Source organism: Streptomyces sp. SCSIO ZS0520 (genome assembly GCF_025643355.1).
Lineage (GTDB): Bacteria > Actinomycetota > Actinomycetes > Streptomycetales > Streptomycetaceae > Streptomyces > Streptomyces physcomitrii.
Window position 1 is genome coordinate 6,387,538 of the sequence record NZ_CP092644.1, and the last position, 16,861, is coordinate 6,404,398.

Annotated in this window: 18 protein-coding genes and 1 riboswitch; of the genes, 9 read left to right on the top strand and 9 right to left on the bottom strand. The window is 74.2% G+C overall.

Annotated elements, in window-relative coordinates:
- Positions 1-164: 164 nt before the first annotated feature.
- The gene (locus MID12_RS25785) at positions 165-1,139 is read right to left on the bottom strand and encodes a PRC and DUF2382 domain-containing protein (protein WP_040254331.1); all 975 of its coding nucleotides are present in this window, start codon (positions 1,137-1,139) and stop codon (positions 165-167) included.
- Positions 1,140-1,568: 429 nt separating this feature from the next.
- Between MID12_RS25785 and MID12_RS25790 the strand changes: the two genes are divergently transcribed.
- On the top strand, positions 1,569-2,606 hold the full coding sequence (locus tag MID12_RS25790) for a 6-phosphofructokinase (protein ID WP_040254333.1): 1,038 nt from the start codon (positions 1,569-1,571) through the stop codon (positions 2,604-2,606).
- On the opposite strand, the gene MID12_RS25795 is transcribed toward MID12_RS25790, so the two are convergent.
- Both MID12_RS25795 and MID12_RS32505 read right to left on the bottom strand, forming a co-directional pair.
- Positions 2,576-4,510 carry a chorismate-binding protein gene (locus MID12_RS25795; RefSeq protein ID WP_263170998.1) on the bottom strand — a complete coding sequence of 645 codons (1,935 nt, stop codon included), beginning with the start codon at positions 4,508-4,510 and terminating at the stop codon, positions 2,576-2,578. The genes MID12_RS25790 and MID12_RS25795 overlap by 31 nt on opposite strands.
- Before the next feature lie 107 nt (positions 4,511-4,617).
- Entirely contained in the window at positions 4,618-4,674 is a 57-nt protein-coding gene (locus tag MID12_RS32505) for a trp operon leader peptide (protein WP_359709449.1), read from the bottom strand.
- Between the two features lie 36 nt (positions 4,675-4,710).
- Between MID12_RS32505 and MID12_RS25800 the strand changes: the two genes are divergently transcribed.
- The 3 genes from MID12_RS25800 (at position 4,711) to MID12_RS25810 (ending at position 6,849) form a co-directional block, all read left to right on the top strand.
- The gene (locus MID12_RS25800) at positions 4,711-4,989 is read left to right on the top strand and encodes a hypothetical protein (protein ID WP_263170999.1); all 279 of its coding nucleotides are present in this window, start codon (positions 4,711-4,713) and stop codon (positions 4,987-4,989) included.
- A gap of 43 nt (positions 4,990-5,032) precedes the next feature.
- The gene (locus tag MID12_RS25805; protein WP_040254338.1) at positions 5,033-6,385 is read left to right on the top strand and encodes a class II 3-deoxy-7-phosphoheptulonate synthase; all 1,353 of its coding nucleotides are present in this window, start codon (positions 5,033-5,035) and stop codon (positions 6,383-6,385) included.
- A 203-nt stretch (positions 6,386-6,588) separates the two neighbouring features.
- Entirely contained in the window at positions 6,589-6,849 is a 261-nt protein-coding gene (locus MID12_RS25810) for a bacterioferritin-associated ferredoxin (RefSeq protein ID WP_040254340.1), read from the top strand.
- A 64-nt stretch (positions 6,850-6,913) separates the two neighbouring features.
- On the opposite strand, the gene bfr is transcribed toward MID12_RS25810, so the two are convergent.
- Positions 6,914-7,393, bottom strand: a complete 480-nt coding sequence (bfr, locus tag MID12_RS25815; RefSeq protein WP_040254342.1) for a bacterioferritin — start codon at positions 7,391-7,393, stop codon at positions 6,914-6,916.
- Between the two features lie 154 nt (positions 7,394-7,547).
- Between bfr and MID12_RS25820 the strand changes: the two genes are divergently transcribed.
- Positions 7,548-8,180: a sulfite oxidase-like oxidoreductase gene (locus MID12_RS25820; protein ID WP_040254344.1), complete on the top strand. Its 633-nt coding sequence runs from the start codon at positions 7,548-7,550 to the stop codon at positions 8,178-8,180.
- A 17-nt stretch (positions 8,181-8,197) separates the two neighbouring features.
- Here the strand turns inward: MID12_RS25820 and MID12_RS25825 are convergent, their stop codons facing one another.
- The 5 genes from MID12_RS25825 to thiO all read right to left on the bottom strand — a co-directional run bounded on the left by MID12_RS25825 (position 8,198) and on the right by thiO (position 13,674).
- Positions 8,198-9,076 carry a deoxyribonuclease IV gene (locus tag MID12_RS25825; RefSeq protein ID WP_263173462.1) on the bottom strand — a complete coding sequence of 293 codons (879 nt, stop codon included), beginning with the start codon at positions 9,074-9,076 and terminating at the stop codon, positions 8,198-8,200.
- Positions 9,077-9,258: 182 nt separating this feature from the next.
- Positions 9,259-11,193 carry a Stk1 family PASTA domain-containing Ser/Thr kinase gene (gene pknB, locus MID12_RS25830; RefSeq protein WP_263171001.1) on the bottom strand — a complete coding sequence of 645 codons (1,935 nt, stop codon included), beginning with the start codon at positions 11,191-11,193 and terminating at the stop codon, positions 9,259-9,261.
- A 116-nt stretch (positions 11,194-11,309) separates the two neighbouring features.
- Positions 11,310-12,152 carry a thiazole synthase gene (locus MID12_RS25835; protein WP_263171003.1) on the bottom strand — a complete coding sequence of 281 codons (843 nt, stop codon included), beginning with the start codon at positions 12,150-12,152 and terminating at the stop codon, positions 11,310-11,312.
- 2 nt (positions 12,153-12,154) lie between these two features.
- Positions 12,155-12,355 carry a sulfur carrier protein ThiS gene (thiS, locus tag MID12_RS25840; protein ID WP_263173464.1) on the bottom strand — a complete coding sequence of 67 codons (201 nt, stop codon included), beginning with the start codon at positions 12,353-12,355 and terminating at the stop codon, positions 12,155-12,157.
- Positions 12,356-12,498: 143 nt separating this feature from the next.
- The gene (gene thiO / locus MID12_RS25845) at positions 12,499-13,674 is read right to left on the bottom strand and encodes a glycine oxidase ThiO (protein ID WP_263171004.1); all 1,176 of its coding nucleotides are present in this window, start codon (positions 13,672-13,674) and stop codon (positions 12,499-12,501) included.
- Positions 13,669-13,780: riboswitch (TPP riboswitch) on the bottom strand. It overlaps the preceding gene by 6 nt.
- Positions 13,781-13,863: 83 nt before the next feature.
- Here thiO and MID12_RS25850 point away from each other — a divergent pair.
- The 4 genes from MID12_RS25850 (at position 13,864) to thiE (ending at position 16,790) form a co-directional block, all read left to right on the top strand.
- Positions 13,864-14,232, top strand: a complete 369-nt coding sequence (locus MID12_RS25850; RefSeq protein ID WP_263171005.1) for a hypothetical protein — start codon at positions 13,864-13,866, stop codon at positions 14,230-14,232.
- A gap of 44 nt (positions 14,233-14,276) precedes the next feature.
- Positions 14,277-15,518 (top strand): NAD(P)/FAD-dependent oxidoreductase, encoded by a 1,242-nt coding sequence (locus MID12_RS25855; protein ID WP_040254354.1) that lies wholly within the window; start codon positions 14,277-14,279, stop codon positions 15,516-15,518.
- A gap of 184 nt (positions 15,519-15,702) precedes the next feature.
- Positions 15,703-16,068: an Rv2175c family DNA-binding protein gene (locus MID12_RS25860; protein WP_040254356.1), complete on the top strand. Its 366-nt coding sequence runs from the start codon at positions 15,703-15,705 to the stop codon at positions 16,066-16,068.
- 71 nt (positions 16,069-16,139) lie between these two features.
- Positions 16,140-16,790 (top strand): thiamine phosphate synthase, encoded by a 651-nt coding sequence (gene thiE / locus MID12_RS25865; RefSeq protein ID WP_263171009.1) that lies wholly within the window; start codon positions 16,140-16,142, stop codon positions 16,788-16,790.
- The last annotated feature ends 71 nt before the right edge of the window (positions 16,791-16,861 follow it).

The following is a 16,861-nucleotide window of genomic DNA, read 5'->3' on the forward strand; positions in this document are numbered from 1 at the left end:
GGTCACGGACTGAGGGCCCGGCGACCGCCTACCCGGCCGCCCGCTACCGCGCCCGCGCACCGCGCCCCGCCCCCGCCCGCGCACCCGCAGACGAGCGCGACGTCCGCCCGCGGAATCCCCGCGGGCAGACGTCGCGCTCCGTCAACGGGCCTCGGGCCCCCGGCTCACCGACCGGGCCCGGCGCCACTGTCCGGCCCGGGTGCGCCCTTGCGACGGCCCTTGCGCTCGCCGGTGCCGTCGTCGAACTCCAACTGCTCCTTGCGGACCTCGGCGTTGACCTCCTGCTGCTCGGTCACCCGCCGGGTCTCCAGGTGCACGCGCTCCACCGGCACCGTCTCCTTGCTGACGACGGCGCGCTCCTCGTGCAGCACGATCTCGTAGTCCTTGCCCGCCTCACCGATCTGCGATTCGCCGCGGCCCATCCGGGCGCGGTCCTCGTCGCTGATCTTCTCGCGCGTCATCCGCACCTCCTCGTGGCTGATCGGCACGGTGCGGCTGACGTTCTCGGTGACCACGGTCTTGCGCAGGTGCGCGCGGCCGCTCTCGTGCTCCTCGGTGCCGATGTTGACCCGTTCCTCGTTGAGGACGATGTCCGGCACCTGCTCGCTCTGCGTGCGGCTCTCGCGGGAGGGGTCCTGGGCGCCACGCGACATGGCCATGTCGCGCTGACCGGTGCCCATACCGGCCATCGGCTTCTCCGTCGTGGTCTCCTCATGGCGGGCGTGCCGGCCACCGCCCGCCGCGGCCGCCGTACCGGCCGCGCCCGCGGCGCCACCGGCCGCGGCGGCGCTCTCCCCGCGGCCCATGCCCGCGTTGCCGCGCCTGGTCAGCCCGTAGTGGGCATAGAGCTCCTCCTCCTCGGCGGGGTCGAGGTGCCCGTCGGCGTCCATCCGCGGCGCGTCCTTGATCTGGTCCTTGGTGTACGGGACCTGGAGGGCGTCGTCCGCGCGGCGGGCGCCCGCCAGCGGCACGAAGGTCTCCTTCATCCCGAACAGGCCGGTGCGCACGGTGATCCACTCCGGGGCATTGGTGGCGTCGTCCCGGTAGACCTGCTGGACAGATCCGACCTTGCCGCCGTCCGCGTCGACGACGTTCAGGCCGGCCAGATCCTGAGGGCTGTCACCCAGAGGTGCATTCATGGCGTCTCTCTCCTTCCGCACGCGCCGGCAGGAGAGGCGCGCACAACTCCTATTGCGCGCCCCCTCGGGGTTCCCAGCGAATCGGGATTCGGCCCGCGGCACCCCGGTCACGGTGCGTTTGCGCCGGTCACGCCCTTGTCCCGGGGGTACGGGCGACGGTGGCGGCGGCGCGCGGGGCTGACCCGAACGGGTGAGAGCGGTCCCGCCCGGAGTGTCGCTACCGGGCCCAGGACGGGGAAGAAGACAGACGCGGCGGTCCGGGCCGCCGGACGCCAGGCCGCATAGCTTGGCGGGCACCGGCAGGCGGTCAGGACCCGTGCCGGGGAACCGCAGGACCCGTACCGAGGAACAGAGAGGCGGCAGGACCGGTCAGGACCGGTACCGCGCAGGCGCAACCAGGGAGACCACCAGGGCGAAAGGACGTGGGCCATGTCGGTCACACGCATCGGAGTGCTCACCGGGGGCGGCGACTGCCCCGGCCTCAACGCCGTCATCCGGGCCGTCGTCCGCAAGGGCGTGCAGAGCCACGGCTACGAGTTCACGGGGTTCCGCGACGGCTGGCGGGGCACCCTCGACGGACGCACCGTGAAGCTGGACATCCCCGCGGTGCGGGGCATCCTGCCGCGCGGCGGCACCATCCTCGGCTCCTCGCGCACCAACCCCCTCAAGGAGCCCGACGGCGTCCGGCGGATCAAGGAGACCCTCGCGAAGAACGAGGTGGGCCCGCTGATCGCGATCGGCGGCGAGGACACCCTCGGCGTCGCGGCCCGGCTGCACGAGGAGTACGGCATCCCGTGCGTCGGCGTGCCCAAGACCATCGACAACGACCTCTCCGCCACCGACTACACCTTCGGCTTCGACACCGCGGTGCAGATCGCCACCGAGGCCATCGACCGGCTGCACACCACCGCCGAGTCCCATATGCGGGTCCTGGTGGTCGAGGTGATGGGCCGCCACGCGGGCTGGATCGCCCTGCACTCGGGCCTCGCGGGCGGCGCCAACGTCATCCTCGTCCCCGAGCAGCCCTTCGACGTCGACCAGGTCTGCGCCTGGGTGACCTCCCGCTTCGAGGCCTCCTACGCGCCGATCGTGGTCACCGCCGAGGGCGCGGTGCCCCGGGACGGCGAGGTGGTCCTCAAGGACTCCTCGCGGGACTCCTTCGGGCATGTGCGGCTCTCCGGGGTCGGCGACTGGCTGGCGCACGAGATCGAGCGGCGCACCGGGCACGAGGCCCGCACCACGGTCCTCGGGCACGTCCAGCGCGGCGGCACCCCGAGCGCCTTCGACCGCTGGCTGGCCACCCGCTTCGGGCTGCACGCGGTGGACGCGGTGCGCGAGGGCGACTTCGGGAAGATGGTCGCCCTGCGCGGCACCGACATCGTGCGGGTCCCCCTCGCGGAGGCGGTCGCCACCCTGAAGACCGTCGACCCGGCCCGCTACGCCGAGGCCGGGGTCTTCTTCGGCTGACTGCCGAGACCGGCGAGCAACTCCCGTACCAGGAGCGGTCCTTCCAGGGTGAGCACCGACTCGGGATGGAACTGCACGGAGGCGAAGCCCGGGCCGCGCAGCGCGTGCACCTCGCCGCTGCCCGGCTCGCGGCTCACCTCGACGCCGTGCGCGGCCAGCTCCGCCGCGCAGGCCTCGTCGCAGCGGGCGGTGAAGCTGTTGTAGAAGCCGACGGTCCGCCGCCGCCCGAAGAGGCCGATCGCGGTCTGCGCGCCCTGGTGCGGCACCTCCTTGCGGACCAGGTCCAGGCCGAGTTCCGCCGCGATCAGCTCGTGGCCGAGGCAGACCCCGAGCACCCCGTGCCCCCGGTGCTCCGCCAGCGCCTCGGCGGTCAGCGCCCGCAGGAAGCGCATCCTCGGATCCCGCGGGTCGGCGGGGTCGCCGGGACCCGGGCCGAGCACCAGCGGCCCCGGGTGGGCGAGCGCCGCCTCGCGCAGCCCCGGCTCGTCGTAGCGGCGCACGGTGACCTCCAGGCCCGAGGAGCGCAGCAGGTGGGCGAGCATCGCGGTGAAGGTGTCCTCGGCGTCGACGACCAGGGCGTGGCCGCCGAGCGCGGTGCCGGGCTCCTGCATCCGCAGCCAGAACGGCGCGAGGTGCTCCCGGCGGGCGTCCAGGGCGGCCCGCACCCGCGGGTCCCCGGCGAGCGCGGGGGCGCGGTGCCCGGCCGCCCGGCGCGGGCCCACCCCGAGGGCGGCGAGCACCCCGGCCGCCTTGGCCCGGGTCTCGGCCACCTCGCCCAGCGGATCGGAGCCCCGTACCAGGGTGGCGCCGACCGGTACCCGCACCCGGCCCGCGGCGTCGATGTCGGCGGTGCGGATCAGGATGGGGGAGTCCAGGGTCTGGGCGCCGCCCGCGTCCCGGCCGAGCAGGGCGAGCGCGCCCGCGTAGTAGCCGCGTCCGATGCCGTCGGCGTCCAGCGGTTCGTAGCGCTCGATCACCCGGCAGGCGTTCTGCACGGGGGAGCCGGTGACGGTGGCCGCGAACATCGTCTCGCGCAGCACCTCGCGCACATCCAGCGTGCTGCGCCCGCGCAACTCGTACTCGGTGTGCGCGAGATGGGCCATCTCCTTGAGCCGGGGGCCGATCACCACGCCGCCGCGGTCGCCGACCGCGCACATCATCTTCAGCTCCTCGTCGACCACCATCGACAGCTCCTCCCGCTCCTTGCCGTCCGCGAGGAAGGCGAGCAGGCCCTCGGCGCTCGGGCCGTCCGCCGGATAGCGGTAGGTGCCGCTGATCGGGTTCATGGTGACGGTGCCGCCGGACATCCGCACATGCACCTCGGGGCTGGCGCCGACCAGGGTCCGCCCGCCGTGCCGGGCGCCGGTGTACACCACATACGTCCAGTACGCGCCGCGCTCGCCCGCCAGGAGCCGCCGGAAGAGGGCGAGCGCGTCGGCCGGGCCGAAGCCGGGGATCTGTCCCCGGAAGGTGCGCCGGATGACGAAGTCGGCGCCCTCGCCGCTGCCGATCTCCCGCTCCAGGACCTCCTCGACCAGGCGCGCGTACTCCTCGTCCGGTACGTCGAACTCCCCGCCCTCCAGGCGCACTTGGTGCCCGGGCAGCTGCCGCAGCGCCTCGTCGAGCGGCAGGTGCGTGTACTCCTCGGCGGTGAGCACGGCCAGCGGGGTGCCGTCGTCGCGCACCGCGAAGCCGCGTTCGCGGAGCTGGCGGAAGGGGACCAGGGCCAGCGTGGGCAGCGCGCCCACCGGCAGCTCGGCCAGGCGCTCCGCCTCGTGCACCGGGCCGCGCAGCACCTCCACGGTGTCGGCGGGGCGGCCCGGGGTGCGCCGGTGCAGCAGCGCGAAGGGCTCGCCGCCCACGGCGAGCCCGGACAGGGCGAAGGGGGTGCGGGAGGGTTCCACGGTCGTCTCTTCCGTTCGGTGCGCGGCCTGCGCACGGGGAGAGGGAACGGCCCGGGAAACACCGAAGGCCGCCCCTCGGGCGGCCTTCGTTCGCTGGGTACGCGCAGTCAGCGGGCCGCCGGATGAGCGGTCCACCACCAGGAGCGGGTCGAGTGCGCGAACATGGGCGGCACCTTACCCGACGGGCGCGGGGCGGGCCGGTGGTCGACCGCCGGGGCCTGTCCGCGCGCGCCTCGCTGTACGTGGACCGCGAGGCACGCCGTGTGAGCCTCACCACGGTCGCCCGGGTCGAGAGCCTCGCCGGACGGCTCGCCTCCGGGCCGATCTCGCGCGCCCACCCCGTCCTGGCCCGGACCGTGCCGCGCCGCGAACACCGCGGGACGGCCCGCTCCGCTCCCGGGGCGGCGGAGCGCGGGCGGCGGCGGGCCGCGGCGGGCGCCGGCGGAGGCGAGATGTCCGCCGCGTTTCTCAACAGGTGAGCAGCGGCCGGACCGGGGCCCGCGACCCCGTAATGTGGGGGAGGTGACCGTGAATGCTAAGACCACCGCAACCGGTGGCAACACCTGGCGTGACCTGCCCGCGGCGCAGCAGCCCGAGTACCCCGATGCCGAGGCTCTGCGCGATGTCGTCGCGGACCTCGAATCGTATCCGCCGCTCGTCTTCGCGGGCGAGTGCGACCAGCTGCGCGCCCGGTTGGGAGCCGTCGCCAGGGGCGAGGCGTTCCTGCTCCAGGGCGGCGACTGCGCCGAGGCCTTCAACGCCGTCTCGGCGGACCACATCCGCAACAAGCTGAAGACGCTGCTGCAGATGGGCGCCGTGCTGACGTACGCCGCCTCGGTGCCGGTCGTGAAGGTCGGCCGGATCGCGGGCCAGTACTCGAAGCCGCGCTCCAAGTCGACCGAGACCCGGGACGGGGTCACCCTGCCCACCTACCGGGGCGACTCGGTCAACGGCTTCGACTTCACCGAACAGGCGCGGGTCCCCGACCCCGAGCGCCTCAAGCGGATGTACCACGCCTCGGCCTCCACGCTGAACCTGGTGCGCGCCTTCACCACCGGCGGATACGCCGACCTGCGCCAGGTGCACGCCTGGAACCAGGACTTCGTGAAGTCCTCGCCCTCCGGCCAGCGGTACGAGCAGCTGGCCCGGGAGATCGACCAGGCGCTCAACTTCATGCGGGCCTGCGGCGCGGAGCCCGAGGAGTTCAAGACGGTCGAGTTCTACGCCTCCCACGAGGCTCTGCTGCTCGACTACGAATCCGCCCTCACCCGCGTCGACTCCCGCACCGGGCAGCTCTACGACGTCTCCGGCCACATGGTCTGGATCGGCGAGCGGACCCGCCAGCTGGACGGGGCGCACATCGAGTTCGCCTCCAAGGTCCGCAACCCGATCGGCATCAAGCTCGGCCCGAACACCACCACCGAGGAGGCGCTGCAGTACGTCGAGCGCCTCGACCCGGACCGCGAGCCCGGGCGGCTGACCTTCATCGTGCGGATGGGCGCCGACAAGGTGCGCGACCGGCTGCCCGAGCTGGTGGAGAAGGTCACCGCCTCCGGCGCGGTCGTCGCCTGGGTGACCGACCCGATGCACGGCAACACCTTCGAGGCGGCCTCCGGCCACAAGACCCGCCGCTTCGACGACGTGCTCGACGAGGTCAAGGGCTTCTTCCAGGTCCACAAGGAGCTGGGCACCCACCCGGGCGGCATCCATGTCGAGCTGACCGGCGACGACGTCACCGAGTGCGTGGGCGGCGGCGACGAGATCTTCGTCGACGACCTCCACCAGCGGTACGAGACGGCCTGCGACCCGCGCCTGAACCGGCGCCAGTCGCTGGACCTGGCCTTCCTGGTCGCGGAGATGTACCGGGACCACTGAGGGCGGTGCGGGGCCGGCGCTCGCCGGTTCCCGCCGACGGCAGACGGATGGGGCGCGGATCTGTGATCCGCGCCCCATCGGCGTCGGGAGGACTGTTCGCTGCGCTGGACCAGTGGGTAAGGTTAGGTTAGCCTCACCGATAAGCCGGGCCTGTCGGGACGGCGTATCCATTGGTCCGAGGGTTCCCGTGGGATCCCGGGGAGGTGAGCCGCGTGTTCGTCTGCAACTGCTTCGGAGTGACCGAAGCGCAGGTGAAGCAGCACGCACAGGACGGCGCCTGCACTCCCCGCCAGATCGCCTCCGCCTGCAAGGCCGGCACCGACTGCGGCTCCTGCGTACGCCGCATCCAGGCGCTCCTCGGCCGGGAGGCCCAGCCGCGCGGCGAGATGCGGGAGCGGAGGAACACCGCCGCCGTCCTGGCCGCCGAGCCCGCGCTCGCCGAGGCCCTGGACGAGGCCGCCTGAGCCGCCGCGGCCGCCCCGAGGCCTTCGCTTCCGATCCGCCGGGAGCAGTCCCCGAAACGATCCCTCAGCTGTCCGGCTGCTCGATCAGCTGGGCGATGTAGAGGGCCTCGCCGAGCTTCTCGATCAGTTCGAGCTGGGTGTCGAGGTAGTCGATGTGGTGTTCCTCGTCCTTGAGGATGTCCTCGAAGATGTTGGCCGAGGTGATGTCGCCCTTGGTGCGCATGACCTCGATGCCGCGGCGCAGCCGGTCGATCGCCTCCACCTCGACCTCGCGGTCGGCCTGGAACATCTCGGTGACCGTCTGGCCGACCCGGACGTGGAAGAGCCGCTGGTAGTTGGGCAGGCCCTCGAGGAAGAGGATGCGGTCGGTCAGGATCTCCGCGTGCTTCATCTCGTCGAAGGATTCGGCCCGCGTGTACTTGGCGAGCTTCGTCCAGCCGAAGTTCTCCTGCATCTTGGCGTGCAGGAAATACTGGTTGATCGCGGTCAGCTCGGCGGTCAGCTGCTCGTTGAGGAACTCGATGACCTCGGGGTCGCCCTGCATCGGTGAGGCTCCTTCTCCCATGGCTCGGCGGATGTGGCGGCATCCTCGCACCGGCGCGGGAGGGCCGTCCAGTAAGTGCAGGCTTAGTCTGAGTTGCCCGAATCGCCACAGACCTGGTCACGGCGACCCCGGCAGGTCTGTCAGGATGGAAGGCATGGGGCATCCGGCGCAGGGCGAATCTCGGCAGGCAGGGCAGCCGGAGCTCCCGCCGGGACAGCGGCTCCAGCGCGGCTGGCCGGTCACCCACTACGGCCCCGTCCCCAAGTTCCGCCCGGAACGCTGGGAGTTCGGCGTCTTCGGCGCGACGAAGAGCGGCGAGAAGTACCGCTGGACGCACGAGGAGTTCACCGCCCTGCCGTACGCGACCGTCGAGGCGGATCTGCACTGCGTCACGAAGTTCAGCATGCTCGGCGCCGAATGGGGCGGGGTGCTCGCGCGGACGCTGTACGACCTCGCGCCGCCCGCGCCCGAGGTGAGCCATGTGATGGTCTGGGCCGAGTACGGCTACAGCGCCAATCTGCGGCTCGCGGACTTCGCCTCCGCGCGGACCGTCTTCGCCACCCACAAGGACGGCGAACTGCTCACCGCGGAGCACGGTTTCCCGCTGCGCCTGATCGTGCCGCACCTCTATGCCTGGAAGGGCCCCAAGTGGGTCCGCGGCATCGAGTACATGACCGCCGACCGCCGCGGCTTCTGGGAGGAGCGCGGCTACCACAACCTCGGCGACCCCTGGCGGGAGCAGCGCTACTCCTACCAGGAAGAGCCGGGCGACGGGCCGGAGTTGTAGGGAGCGCGCCCGCCCGCTCAGCCCTCGCGGAGCTTCTTCAGGAGTTCCACGTCGGCGGCGTGGCCCGGGGTGCCGCCCGGCGTCTCGATGATCAGCGGGACCCGCGCGGTCGCGGGGTGGGCGAGCAGGGCGCGGAAGCCGTCCTCGCCGATGTGGCCGCGCCCGATGTTCTCGTGCCGGTCCTTGTGGGCGCCGACCACGTCCTTGGAGTCATTGGCGTGGATCAGCTTCAGCCGGTCCTCACCGGTCACGGCGAGCAGCGCGTCCAGTGAGTCCCGTACGCCCTGCGCGCTCGTGAGGTCGTGGCCCGCCGCGAAGAAGTGGCAGGTGTCCAGGCAGACCCCGAGCTTCGGGTGGGCGTCCAGCGCCGCGAAGTACGGGCCGAAGTCCTCGGCGCGGGAGCAGAGCGAGGCGCCCTGCCCCGCGGTCGACTCGATCAGGAGGTACGGGTCGTCCTCGTGGTCCAGCTCGTCGAGCAGCGGCAGCAGCCGCTCGCGTACCTGGCGCAGCGCGGTGGCCCGGTCCCGGCCGCCGGTCGCCGAGCCGGTGTGCACGACCACCCCGCGGGCGCCGATCGCCCGGCCCCGGCGCAGCGAGTGCCGCAGGGAGGCGACGGAGCGCTCCGCCGTCTCCGCGGTCGCGGAGCCGAAGTTGATCAGATAGGGCGCGTGGACATAGGCGGGGATCCGCTGCTCGGCGCAGGTCTCCCGGAAGAGGGCGTCCTGCCGCGGGTCGCCCGGCGGCGTCGCCCACCCCCGCGGGTTGGCGACGAAGACCTGCACGGTCTCGGCGCCGATCTCGCGCGCGTAGCCGAGGCCCCGCTTGGCGAGCCCGCCCGCCACGGGGACGTGTCCGCCGACCGGGCGGCTGGGAAGAGGTGAGGTCACGGCGTCCAGGGTGGCACGGGCGGCTCGGCGGGCGGTAACCGCCGTCGGTACCGCAGCGCCTCGTACGACCGGCTTCCGTGGACGACCGGCCTCCGTACGGGCACCTTCCGGGCCGGGAGGGCGGCGCGACCGCCCTCCCGTACGACCGGCCCGCGCGGGAGCAGCCCCGCGGCCGCTCCGGCCCGGACCCCTCAGTCCACCTCGATGGTGATCTCGCTGCCCTTCGGGGCCTGTTCACCCGGGTCCACCGACTGGTCGCTGACCTTGTCCTTGAAGATGCCGAGGATGCCGCGGTCGACATGGACCACGAAGCCGAGGCCGGAGAGCTTCTCCCGGGCGGCGCCGACCTTCATGCCCTCGACGTCCGGCACCCGCACCATCACCGGGCCCTTGGAGACGGTCAGGGTGATGGTGTCCCCGGTGGCCGCCTCCTTGCCGGAGGGCGGGTTCTGGTCGGCGATATGGCCCTTGTCGAAGGCGGAGTTGACGCGGTTCGGGGCGATCTCGACCTTGAGGCCCTCCTCGGCCAGCTCCTCCTTGGCGTCCGCCACGGACTCCCCGGTGACATCGGGCACCTCGACGGGGGCGCCCCGGCTGACCGTCAGCGCGATCGCCGAGCCCGCGCGGCGGGTGGCGCCCCGCTCCGGCTCGGTGGCGAGGACCCGGCCCTGGGCCACGTCCTCGTCGAAGGCGCGGGTGACCATGCCCGGGGCGAGGTTCACCCGCTTCAGCCGCTCCTTGGCCTCGCCGAGGGTCATACCGGTGAGGTCGGGGACCTTCACGTTCTTCGGGCCGAGCGAGATGGTCAGGCCCACCTCGGCGTTGCCGCGGATGCGCTCGCCGGGGGCGGGACGGGTCGCCATCACGGTGCCCCGCTTGTCGGTGTCGCTGTACTCCCGCCGGATGTCGCCGACGTCGAGCCCGGCGTCCGAGAGCCGGTCCTCGGCCTGCGCCTGGGTCTTGGTGAGCAGCGGCGGGACCTCCGTGAACTGCCCGGAGTTGATGTACCAGAAGCCCGCGACCAGGGTCACCGCGAGCGCCACGGCGGCCGCCACCAGCAGGAACACCCGGCGCCTGCGGGGATCGGCCGCCGCGTGGGCCGGGGCCCCGGGTGGAGGCGGCGGCAGGCGCAGCCGGCTGGTCCGGTTCAGGCGGTCCTCGGCGGCCGGGTCCGGCCGCGGTCCGGTGCTTCCGGCGGCCCGGGGGATCACGCTGGTGCGGTCCTCGGCGCCGTCGTGCCGCTCGCCGTGCGCCTGCGGCGGCCGGGCGTCCAACTGCGCGGCGCCGAGGGCGGAACGCACCTCCCGCACCTGGGCGAGCAACTCCCGCGCGTCCTGCGGCCGGGCCGCCGGATCGCGCTCGGTGGCGCCGGTGACCAGCCGGTCGAGCCCGGGCGCGAGCCCCGGCACGGCGGCCGAGGGCAGCGGCATGTCCTCGTTGAGGTGCCGGTAGAGGACCTGGGCCGGGGTGTCGCCGCCGTGCGGTTTGGCGCCGGTCAGCATCTCGTAGAGCAGCACCCCGCAGGCGTAGACGTCCACGCGGGGTTCGGCCGTGCCGCTGTCGATCTGCTCGGGGGCGAGGTAGGAGACGGTGCCGAGCACGGTGTCGGTGGAGGTGGTCACCGTGTCGACCGCGCGCACCAGGCCGAAGTCGGCGACCTTGACCCGGCCGTCGTCCCCGATGAGGACGTTCTCCGGCTTCATGTCCCGGTGCACGAAGCCCGCCCGGTGCGCCGCGCCGAGGGCCGCGAGCACCGGCTCCAGGATGTCCAGGGCGGCCCGCGGGGTCAGCGCGCCGCGCTCCCGGAGGACGTCGCGCAGGGTGCACCCGGCCACGTACTCCATCGCGAGATAGACATGGGCGCCGTCCGCGCCCTGGTCGAAGACCGCCACCACATTGGGGTGCGCGAGCCGGGCGACCGACTTGGCCTCGCGGATGAAGCGCTCCACGAAGGCGGCGTCGGCGGCGAGCGAGGGATGCATCACCTTGAGCGCGAGCACCCGGTCGAGCCGGGTGTCCACGGCCCGGTACACCGTGGCCATCCCGCCCGTCGCGATGCGCGCGTCCACGCGGTAGCGGCCGTCGAGCACCTGCCCGACGAGAGGGTCCTGAAGGGTCGTGTCCACGCAGGTGAGTGTACGAGGAGCCACTGACGCCCGGCGCTGCCACCGGGAGCCCGGGACCGTACTGCAGCCGAGCTGTGACAGCCCCCGGGGCCCGTCCGGGGCCTGCCCGGCGGCGCTCAGAAGGCCGGGCGCTCCGGGTCGAGCCGGGCCAGGCCCTCGGCCGGGGAGGAGGCTTCGGCGAAGTGGCGGCGCGGGATCCGCCCGGCCCGGTGGGCGAGGCGCCCGGCGCGCACCGCGTGCCGCATCGCCTCCGCCATCAGCACCGGCTCCCGGGCCCGGGTCACCGCCGAGGCGAGCATCACCCCGGCGCAGCCCAGCTCCATCGCCTGCGCCGCGTCCGAGGCCGTACCGGCGCCCGCGTCGAGGATCACCGGCACCCGGGCCTGCTCCACGATCAGCTGGAAGTTGTGCGGATTGCGGATGCCGAGCCCGGAGCCGATGGGGGAGCCGAGCGGCATGATCGCGGCGCAGCCCGCCTCCTCCAGGCGGCGGGCGAGCACCGGGTCGTCGTTGGTGTAGGGGAGGACGGTGAAGCCGTCGTCGACCAGCGCCTCGGCGGCGTCCAGGGTCTCCACCGGGTCCGGGAGCAGGGTCCGCTCGTCGGCGATGACCTCCAGCTTGACCAGGTCGGTGCCGAGCGCCTCCCGGGCGAGCCGGGCGGTCAGCACGGCCTCGCCCGCCGTGTAGCAGCCCGCGGTGTTCGGCAGTACGCGGATGCCGAGCCGGGCGAGCACGGAGAGCACCGAGCCGTGCGCCTCGGCGCTGACCCGGCGCATCGCCACCGTGGTCAACTCGGTGCCGGAGGCGGTCAGCGAGCGTTCGAGGACATCGAGCGAGGGCGCGCCGCCGGTGCCCATGATCAGCCGGGAGCCGAGGCTCAGGGAGCCGATCCGCAGCGGGTCCTCGCAGCCGGGGGCGTCGGCGGGTTCGGCGGCGGGGGTCAGGACGTTCTCGCTCATGCTCAGCCTCCCTGGACGGCGGTGAGCACCTCAACGCGGTCGCCCTCGCGCAGCGAGGTGGCCGCCCACTCGCCGCGCGGCACCACCGTCTCGTTGAGCGCGGCGGCCACCCCCGAGGGCGCCGTGGTCAGCGCGGCGACGAGGCCGCCGAGGCTGGTGGCCGGGTCGAGGTCCCGGCGGGCGCCGTTGACGGTGACGCTCAGACGCGGGGGCCCGGCGGGGCGTGCGGGCGCGGGCTCGCCGGGGAGCGCGGCCGGGGTGAGGTCGCCGGTCCGGTCGGTATGTACGGTCGGTTCCGGGTGGTCCGGGTGGTCCGGGTGTGTCGGCTCGGGGTGTGCGGGCTCGTTCATACGGGCTGCTCCGTGAGTGCCGTGCGGAATCGCTGGGGGCTGAACGCGCGTGCCTCCTCCGGCAGTTCACCGGTGACAAGGGCATGCGCCAGGACGTCGCCGGTGACCGGGGTGAGCAGGACGCCGTTGCGGTGGTGGCCGGTGGCGAGCAGGAGCCCCGGCAGTGCGGTGGGGCCGAGCAGCGGGGCGTTGTCCGGGGAGGCGGGGCGCAGTCCCGCGCGGGTCTCGGTGAGCGGCAGTTCGGTCAGCCCGGGCACCAACTCATGGGCGTCCCGCAGCAGTTCGTACACCCCGCCCGCGGTGACCGTGGTGTCCCAGCCCTGCTCCTCGCTGGTGGCGCCCACCACCAGCTCGCCGCTCTCGCGCGGGACCAGATAGACCTGGCTGCCGCGGACCACGGCGCGCACCGTCCGGCTGAGGAAGGGCGCGCGCGCCCGGGGCACCGTCAGCCGCAGCACCTGGCCCTTGACCGGGCGCACCGGCGGGCGCACCTCCTCGGGCACGCCGTCCAGGCGGCCGCTGCGGCTGCCCGCGGCGAGCACCACCCGGTCCGCGGCGAGCGCGGTGCCGTCGTCGAGGACGAGTCCGGTGGCCCGCTCGCGGACGACGGTCAGCCGCCGCGCCCCCTGCCGGTGGAAGGCCACCCCGGCGTCCCCGCAGGCCCGCAGCAGGGCGGCGGCCAGGCGGCGCGGGTCGACCTGGTGGTCCCCGTCGACGCGCAGCCCGCCGCGCACCCCGGGCGCCAGCATCGGCTCCAGGCGGCGGCACTCGCGGCCGCTGAGCCACTGCGAGGACAGGCCCGACTGCTCCTGGAGGGCGTGCAGTTCGCGCAGATGGGCCCGGTCGTCGGCGTCCAGGGCGACGGCCAGGGTGCCCGAGGCGCGGTAGCCGAGATCCTGCCCGGTGGCCTCGGTCAGCTCCCGCGCGAAGTCGGGATAGCGGGCCGCGGAGGCGAGGTTGAGGCCGAGCAGGGTCTGCTCGCCGTAGTGGAGTTCGGTGACCGCCGCCAGCATTCCGGCCGCCACCTGGGCCGCCCCGCCGCCCGGTTCGGGGTCGGCCACCGCGACCCGCAGTCCGCGCTGGGCGGCCCGCCAGGCCGTGACCAGGCCGATGATCCCGCCGCCGATCACCAGGACGTCCGCCGCGGGACCGCCCGCCGGTGCTCGCACCATCGCTCAGCTCCTCCCTTCGCCGGCATGACCCGGATCAGGTTCCTACGGTCGGAGGCCGCTCAGCCTCCCTCTCAGCCCGCTGCGACGGGCTCCCGCGAGTGCTCTACGTTGGTCAGCCTAACGCGGAGCCCTCCGGGTCCGGACACGCGCCCGGACCGGCTCCGGCCCGTCTGCGCAAGGGAGCCGCCGATGACCCGCTCGCTCGACCACGTCCGCTTCGCCCCGCTCGCCGACCAGGCCCCGGGCCAGGTGGGTACGGGCACCCGCTTCACGTACCACGAGCAGGACGGGCGGATCTGGGCCGAGTACGAGGGCGGCGACATCGTGCACGGGCGGCTCGTCGGCACCCGGGCGGGCGACCGCCTCGACTTCCGCTATGTGCAGCTCACCCGGGACGGGGAAACGGCGAGCGGGCACTGCGTCTCGCGCCTGAGCGAACTGCCCGACGGGCGGCTGCGCCTGACCGAGAGCTGGGAGTGGGAGTCGCGGCAGGGCGCCGGGACCAGCGTGGTGGAGGAGCTCGCGGGGGAGGGCGGCGTGGCGCCGGTCACGCGATGATCGTTCCTCTTACCGGCCCTGTGCCGGGTGTCTAGAGTGAGCGGATGACCGAGCAGACACGGCCTGAGCAGCCGGGGCGGGACCAGGGACAGCCGGAGCGGGTCGTCATCGCCGGGGCCGGGATGGCCGGGGTGCAGACCGCCGTCGCCCTGCGCGAACAGGGCTGGCCCGGCCGCGTCACCCTGCTCGGCGCCGAACCGCACCAGCCCTACGACCGGCCGCCGCTGTCCAAGGCGATCCTGCTCGGCAAGGCGGAGGGCTCCGCCTTCGAGGTCGACTTCGAGGCGCTCGGCATCGAGCTGCTGCTCGGCTGCGAGGTCACCGCCCTGCGGCCCGAAGTACGCACCCTGGACACCGAGTCGGGCCCGCTCGTCTACGACCGCCTGGTGCTCGCCACCGGCGCCGAGCCGGTCAGCCTGCCCGGCACCTCCGGCATCGCGGGCGTCCACCTGCTGCGCACCCTCGACGACGCGGAGCGCCTGCGCCCGGTACTGGAGCGGCAGCACCGGATCGTGGTCGTCGGCGCGGGCTGGATCGGCGCCGAGTTCGCCACCGCCGCCCGGGAGGCGGGCTGCGAGGTGACCGTCGTCGAGGCGGCCGAGGTCCCGCTCGCGGGCGCGCTGCCGCGCGAGGTGGCCGCCCCGATGGCCGCCTGGTACGCGGACGCCGGTGCCGAACTGCGCACCTCGGCGCGGGTCGCCGCCGTCGAGGAGGGCGCGGTGCGCCTCCAGGACGGTACCCGGCTCACCGCGGACGCCGTGGTCGTCGGGATCGGCGCCCGGCCCGCCACCCGCTGGCTGCGCGACAGCGGCATCGCCCTCGGCGAGGACGGCGCGGTCCTCGCCGACGAGCACCTGCGCACCTCCGCGCCCGGCGTCTGGGCGGTCGGCGACTGCGCCTCCTTCCCCTCCCGCCGCTACGGCCGCCGGATGCTGGTCCACCACTGGGACAACGCCCTGCAGGGCCCGCGCACCCTCGCCGCCAACCTCCTCGGCGAGGAACCGGCCGCCTACGACCCGGTGCCCTACTTCTGGTCCGAGCAGTTCGGCCGGTTCGTGCAGTACGCGGGGGACCACGGCGCCGCGGACACCCTGGTCTGGCGGGGCGAGCCGGACGGCGCCGCCTGGTCGGTGTGCTGGCTCCAGGCCGACCGGCTGGTGGCGGTGCTCGCCGTCGGCCGCCCGCGCGATGTCGCCCAGGGCCGCAAGATGATCGAGGCGGGCGCCACCGTCGACCCCGAGCGCCTCGCGGACCCGGCGGCACCGCTCAGGTCCGCCCTGCTCTGAACCCCGGCGCGCGGTGGCCGGGAGCGGGTGCTCCGCACGGCCCGGGACCCCGGTCACCGGTCGCGGCGACGTGCCGGGGCGCGGCCGTCCGAGCCCCCGGCCGAGCTGCGGGAAGCCGCCCCCGCGACCTGCCGCGGGGCGGCCCGGCTTCCGACTGTCGGTCCCGGATGGCACGCTTGTCCTCGTGACTGAGATTGACGCGAAGATCGATGCTCTCGTCCCCGCCTGGCTCACCCTCCCCGACATCGCCGAGCAGCTCGGCGTCGAGGTGACACGCGTACGGCAGCTGGTCAAGGAGGGCCAGCTGATCGCCGTACGCCGTGGTGAGAACCGGGCACTGCACGTCCCGGCCGCCTTCATCGACGGCGACAGGGTCGTCAAGGGCCTCACCGGCACCCTGACGCTGCTGCGGGACGACGGCTTCACCGACGAGGAGATGCTGGAGTGGCTCTTCACCCCTGACGACACCCTGCCGGGAACCCCGGCGCAGGCCCTGAGCGAGAATCGGGGCACCGAGGTGAAGCGCCGGGCACAGGCGCTCGCCGTCTGACCTGACACCACCACCGGTGTCCGGGCCCGGCTTCCGGGTCCGGACACCGCAGCCCGGGGGGACACCGCTCCATGCCGAGGACCACGCCGCGCGAACAGCTCGCGGCGGCCCGCCTGTACCTGTGCGTGGACGCCCGCACCCGGCAGGGCGATCTCCCCGAGTTCCTGGACGCCGTCCTCGCGGGCGGCGTCGACATCGTGCAGCTGCGGCAGAAGGGCCTGGAGGCCGCCGAGGAGCTGGACCACCTCGCCGTCTTCGCCGAGGCCTGCCGCCGGCACGGCAGGCTGCTCGCGGTGAACGACCGCGCCGATGTGGCGCACGCCGCCGGAGCCGACGTCCTCCATCTCGGCCAGGGCGATCTGCCGGTCCCGGCCGCCCGCGCGATCCTCGGCGAGCGGCCCCTCATCGGCCGCTCCACCCACGCCGGGCCCGAAGCCGCCGCGGCGGCCTCCCAGCCCGGCGCCGACTACTTCTGCACCGGGCCCTGCTGGCCCACCCCGACCAAGCCCGGACGGCACGCCCCCGGCCTCGACCTGGTCCGGTACGCGGCGGGCCTGGGCACCGCCCGCCCCTGGTTCGCGATCGGCGGGATCGACCTCGGCACGCTGGACCAGGTGCTCGACGCGGGGGCCCGCCGGGTCGTCGTGGTCCGCGCGCTCACCGAGGCGTCGGACCCGGGCGCCGCGGCGGCGGAGTTCGCCCGGCGGCTGCGCGAGGTCTGAGGGCGGCGCCGCCCACCTCGGAGACCGTCCCCGCCCGCCCCGCGAACGGGCGCGGCGGGGGGACCGCACCG

What these genes read in the sequence shown, in the direction of transcription:
- MID12_RS25790 (WP_040254333.1), top strand. Translation starts at nt 1,569, where the DNA reads ATGTCGGTCACACGCATCGGAGTGCTCACCGGGGGCGGCGACTGCCCC.
- MID12_RS25785 (WP_040254331.1), bottom strand. Translation starts at nt 1,139, where the DNA reads ATGAATGCACCTCTGGGTGACAGCCCTCAGGATCTGGCCGGCCTGAAC.
- MID12_RS25855 (WP_040254354.1), top strand. Translation starts at nt 14,277, where the DNA reads ATGACCGAGCAGACACGGCCTGAGCAGCCGGGGCGGGACCAGGGACAG.
- thiE (WP_263171009.1), top strand. Translation starts at nt 16,140, where the DNA reads ATGCCGAGGACCACGCCGCGCGAACAGCTCGCGGCGGCCCGCCTGTAC.
- MID12_RS25820 (WP_040254344.1), top strand. Translation starts at nt 7,548, where the DNA reads ATGGGGCATCCGGCGCAGGGCGAATCTCGGCAGGCAGGGCAGCCGGAG.
- bfr (WP_040254342.1), bottom strand. Translation starts at nt 7,393, where the DNA reads ATGCAGGGCGACCCCGAGGTCATCGAGTTCCTCAACGAGCAGCTGACC.
- MID12_RS25835 (WP_263171003.1), bottom strand. Translation starts at nt 12,152, where the DNA reads ATGAGCGAGAACGTCCTGACCCCCGCCGCCGAACCCGCCGACGCCCCC.
- thiO (WP_263171004.1), bottom strand. Translation starts at nt 13,674, where the DNA reads ATGGTGCGAGCACCGGCGGGCGGTCCCGCGGCGGACGTCCTGGTGATC.
- MID12_RS25850 (WP_263171005.1), top strand. Translation starts at nt 13,864, where the DNA reads ATGACCCGCTCGCTCGACCACGTCCGCTTCGCCCCGCTCGCCGACCAG.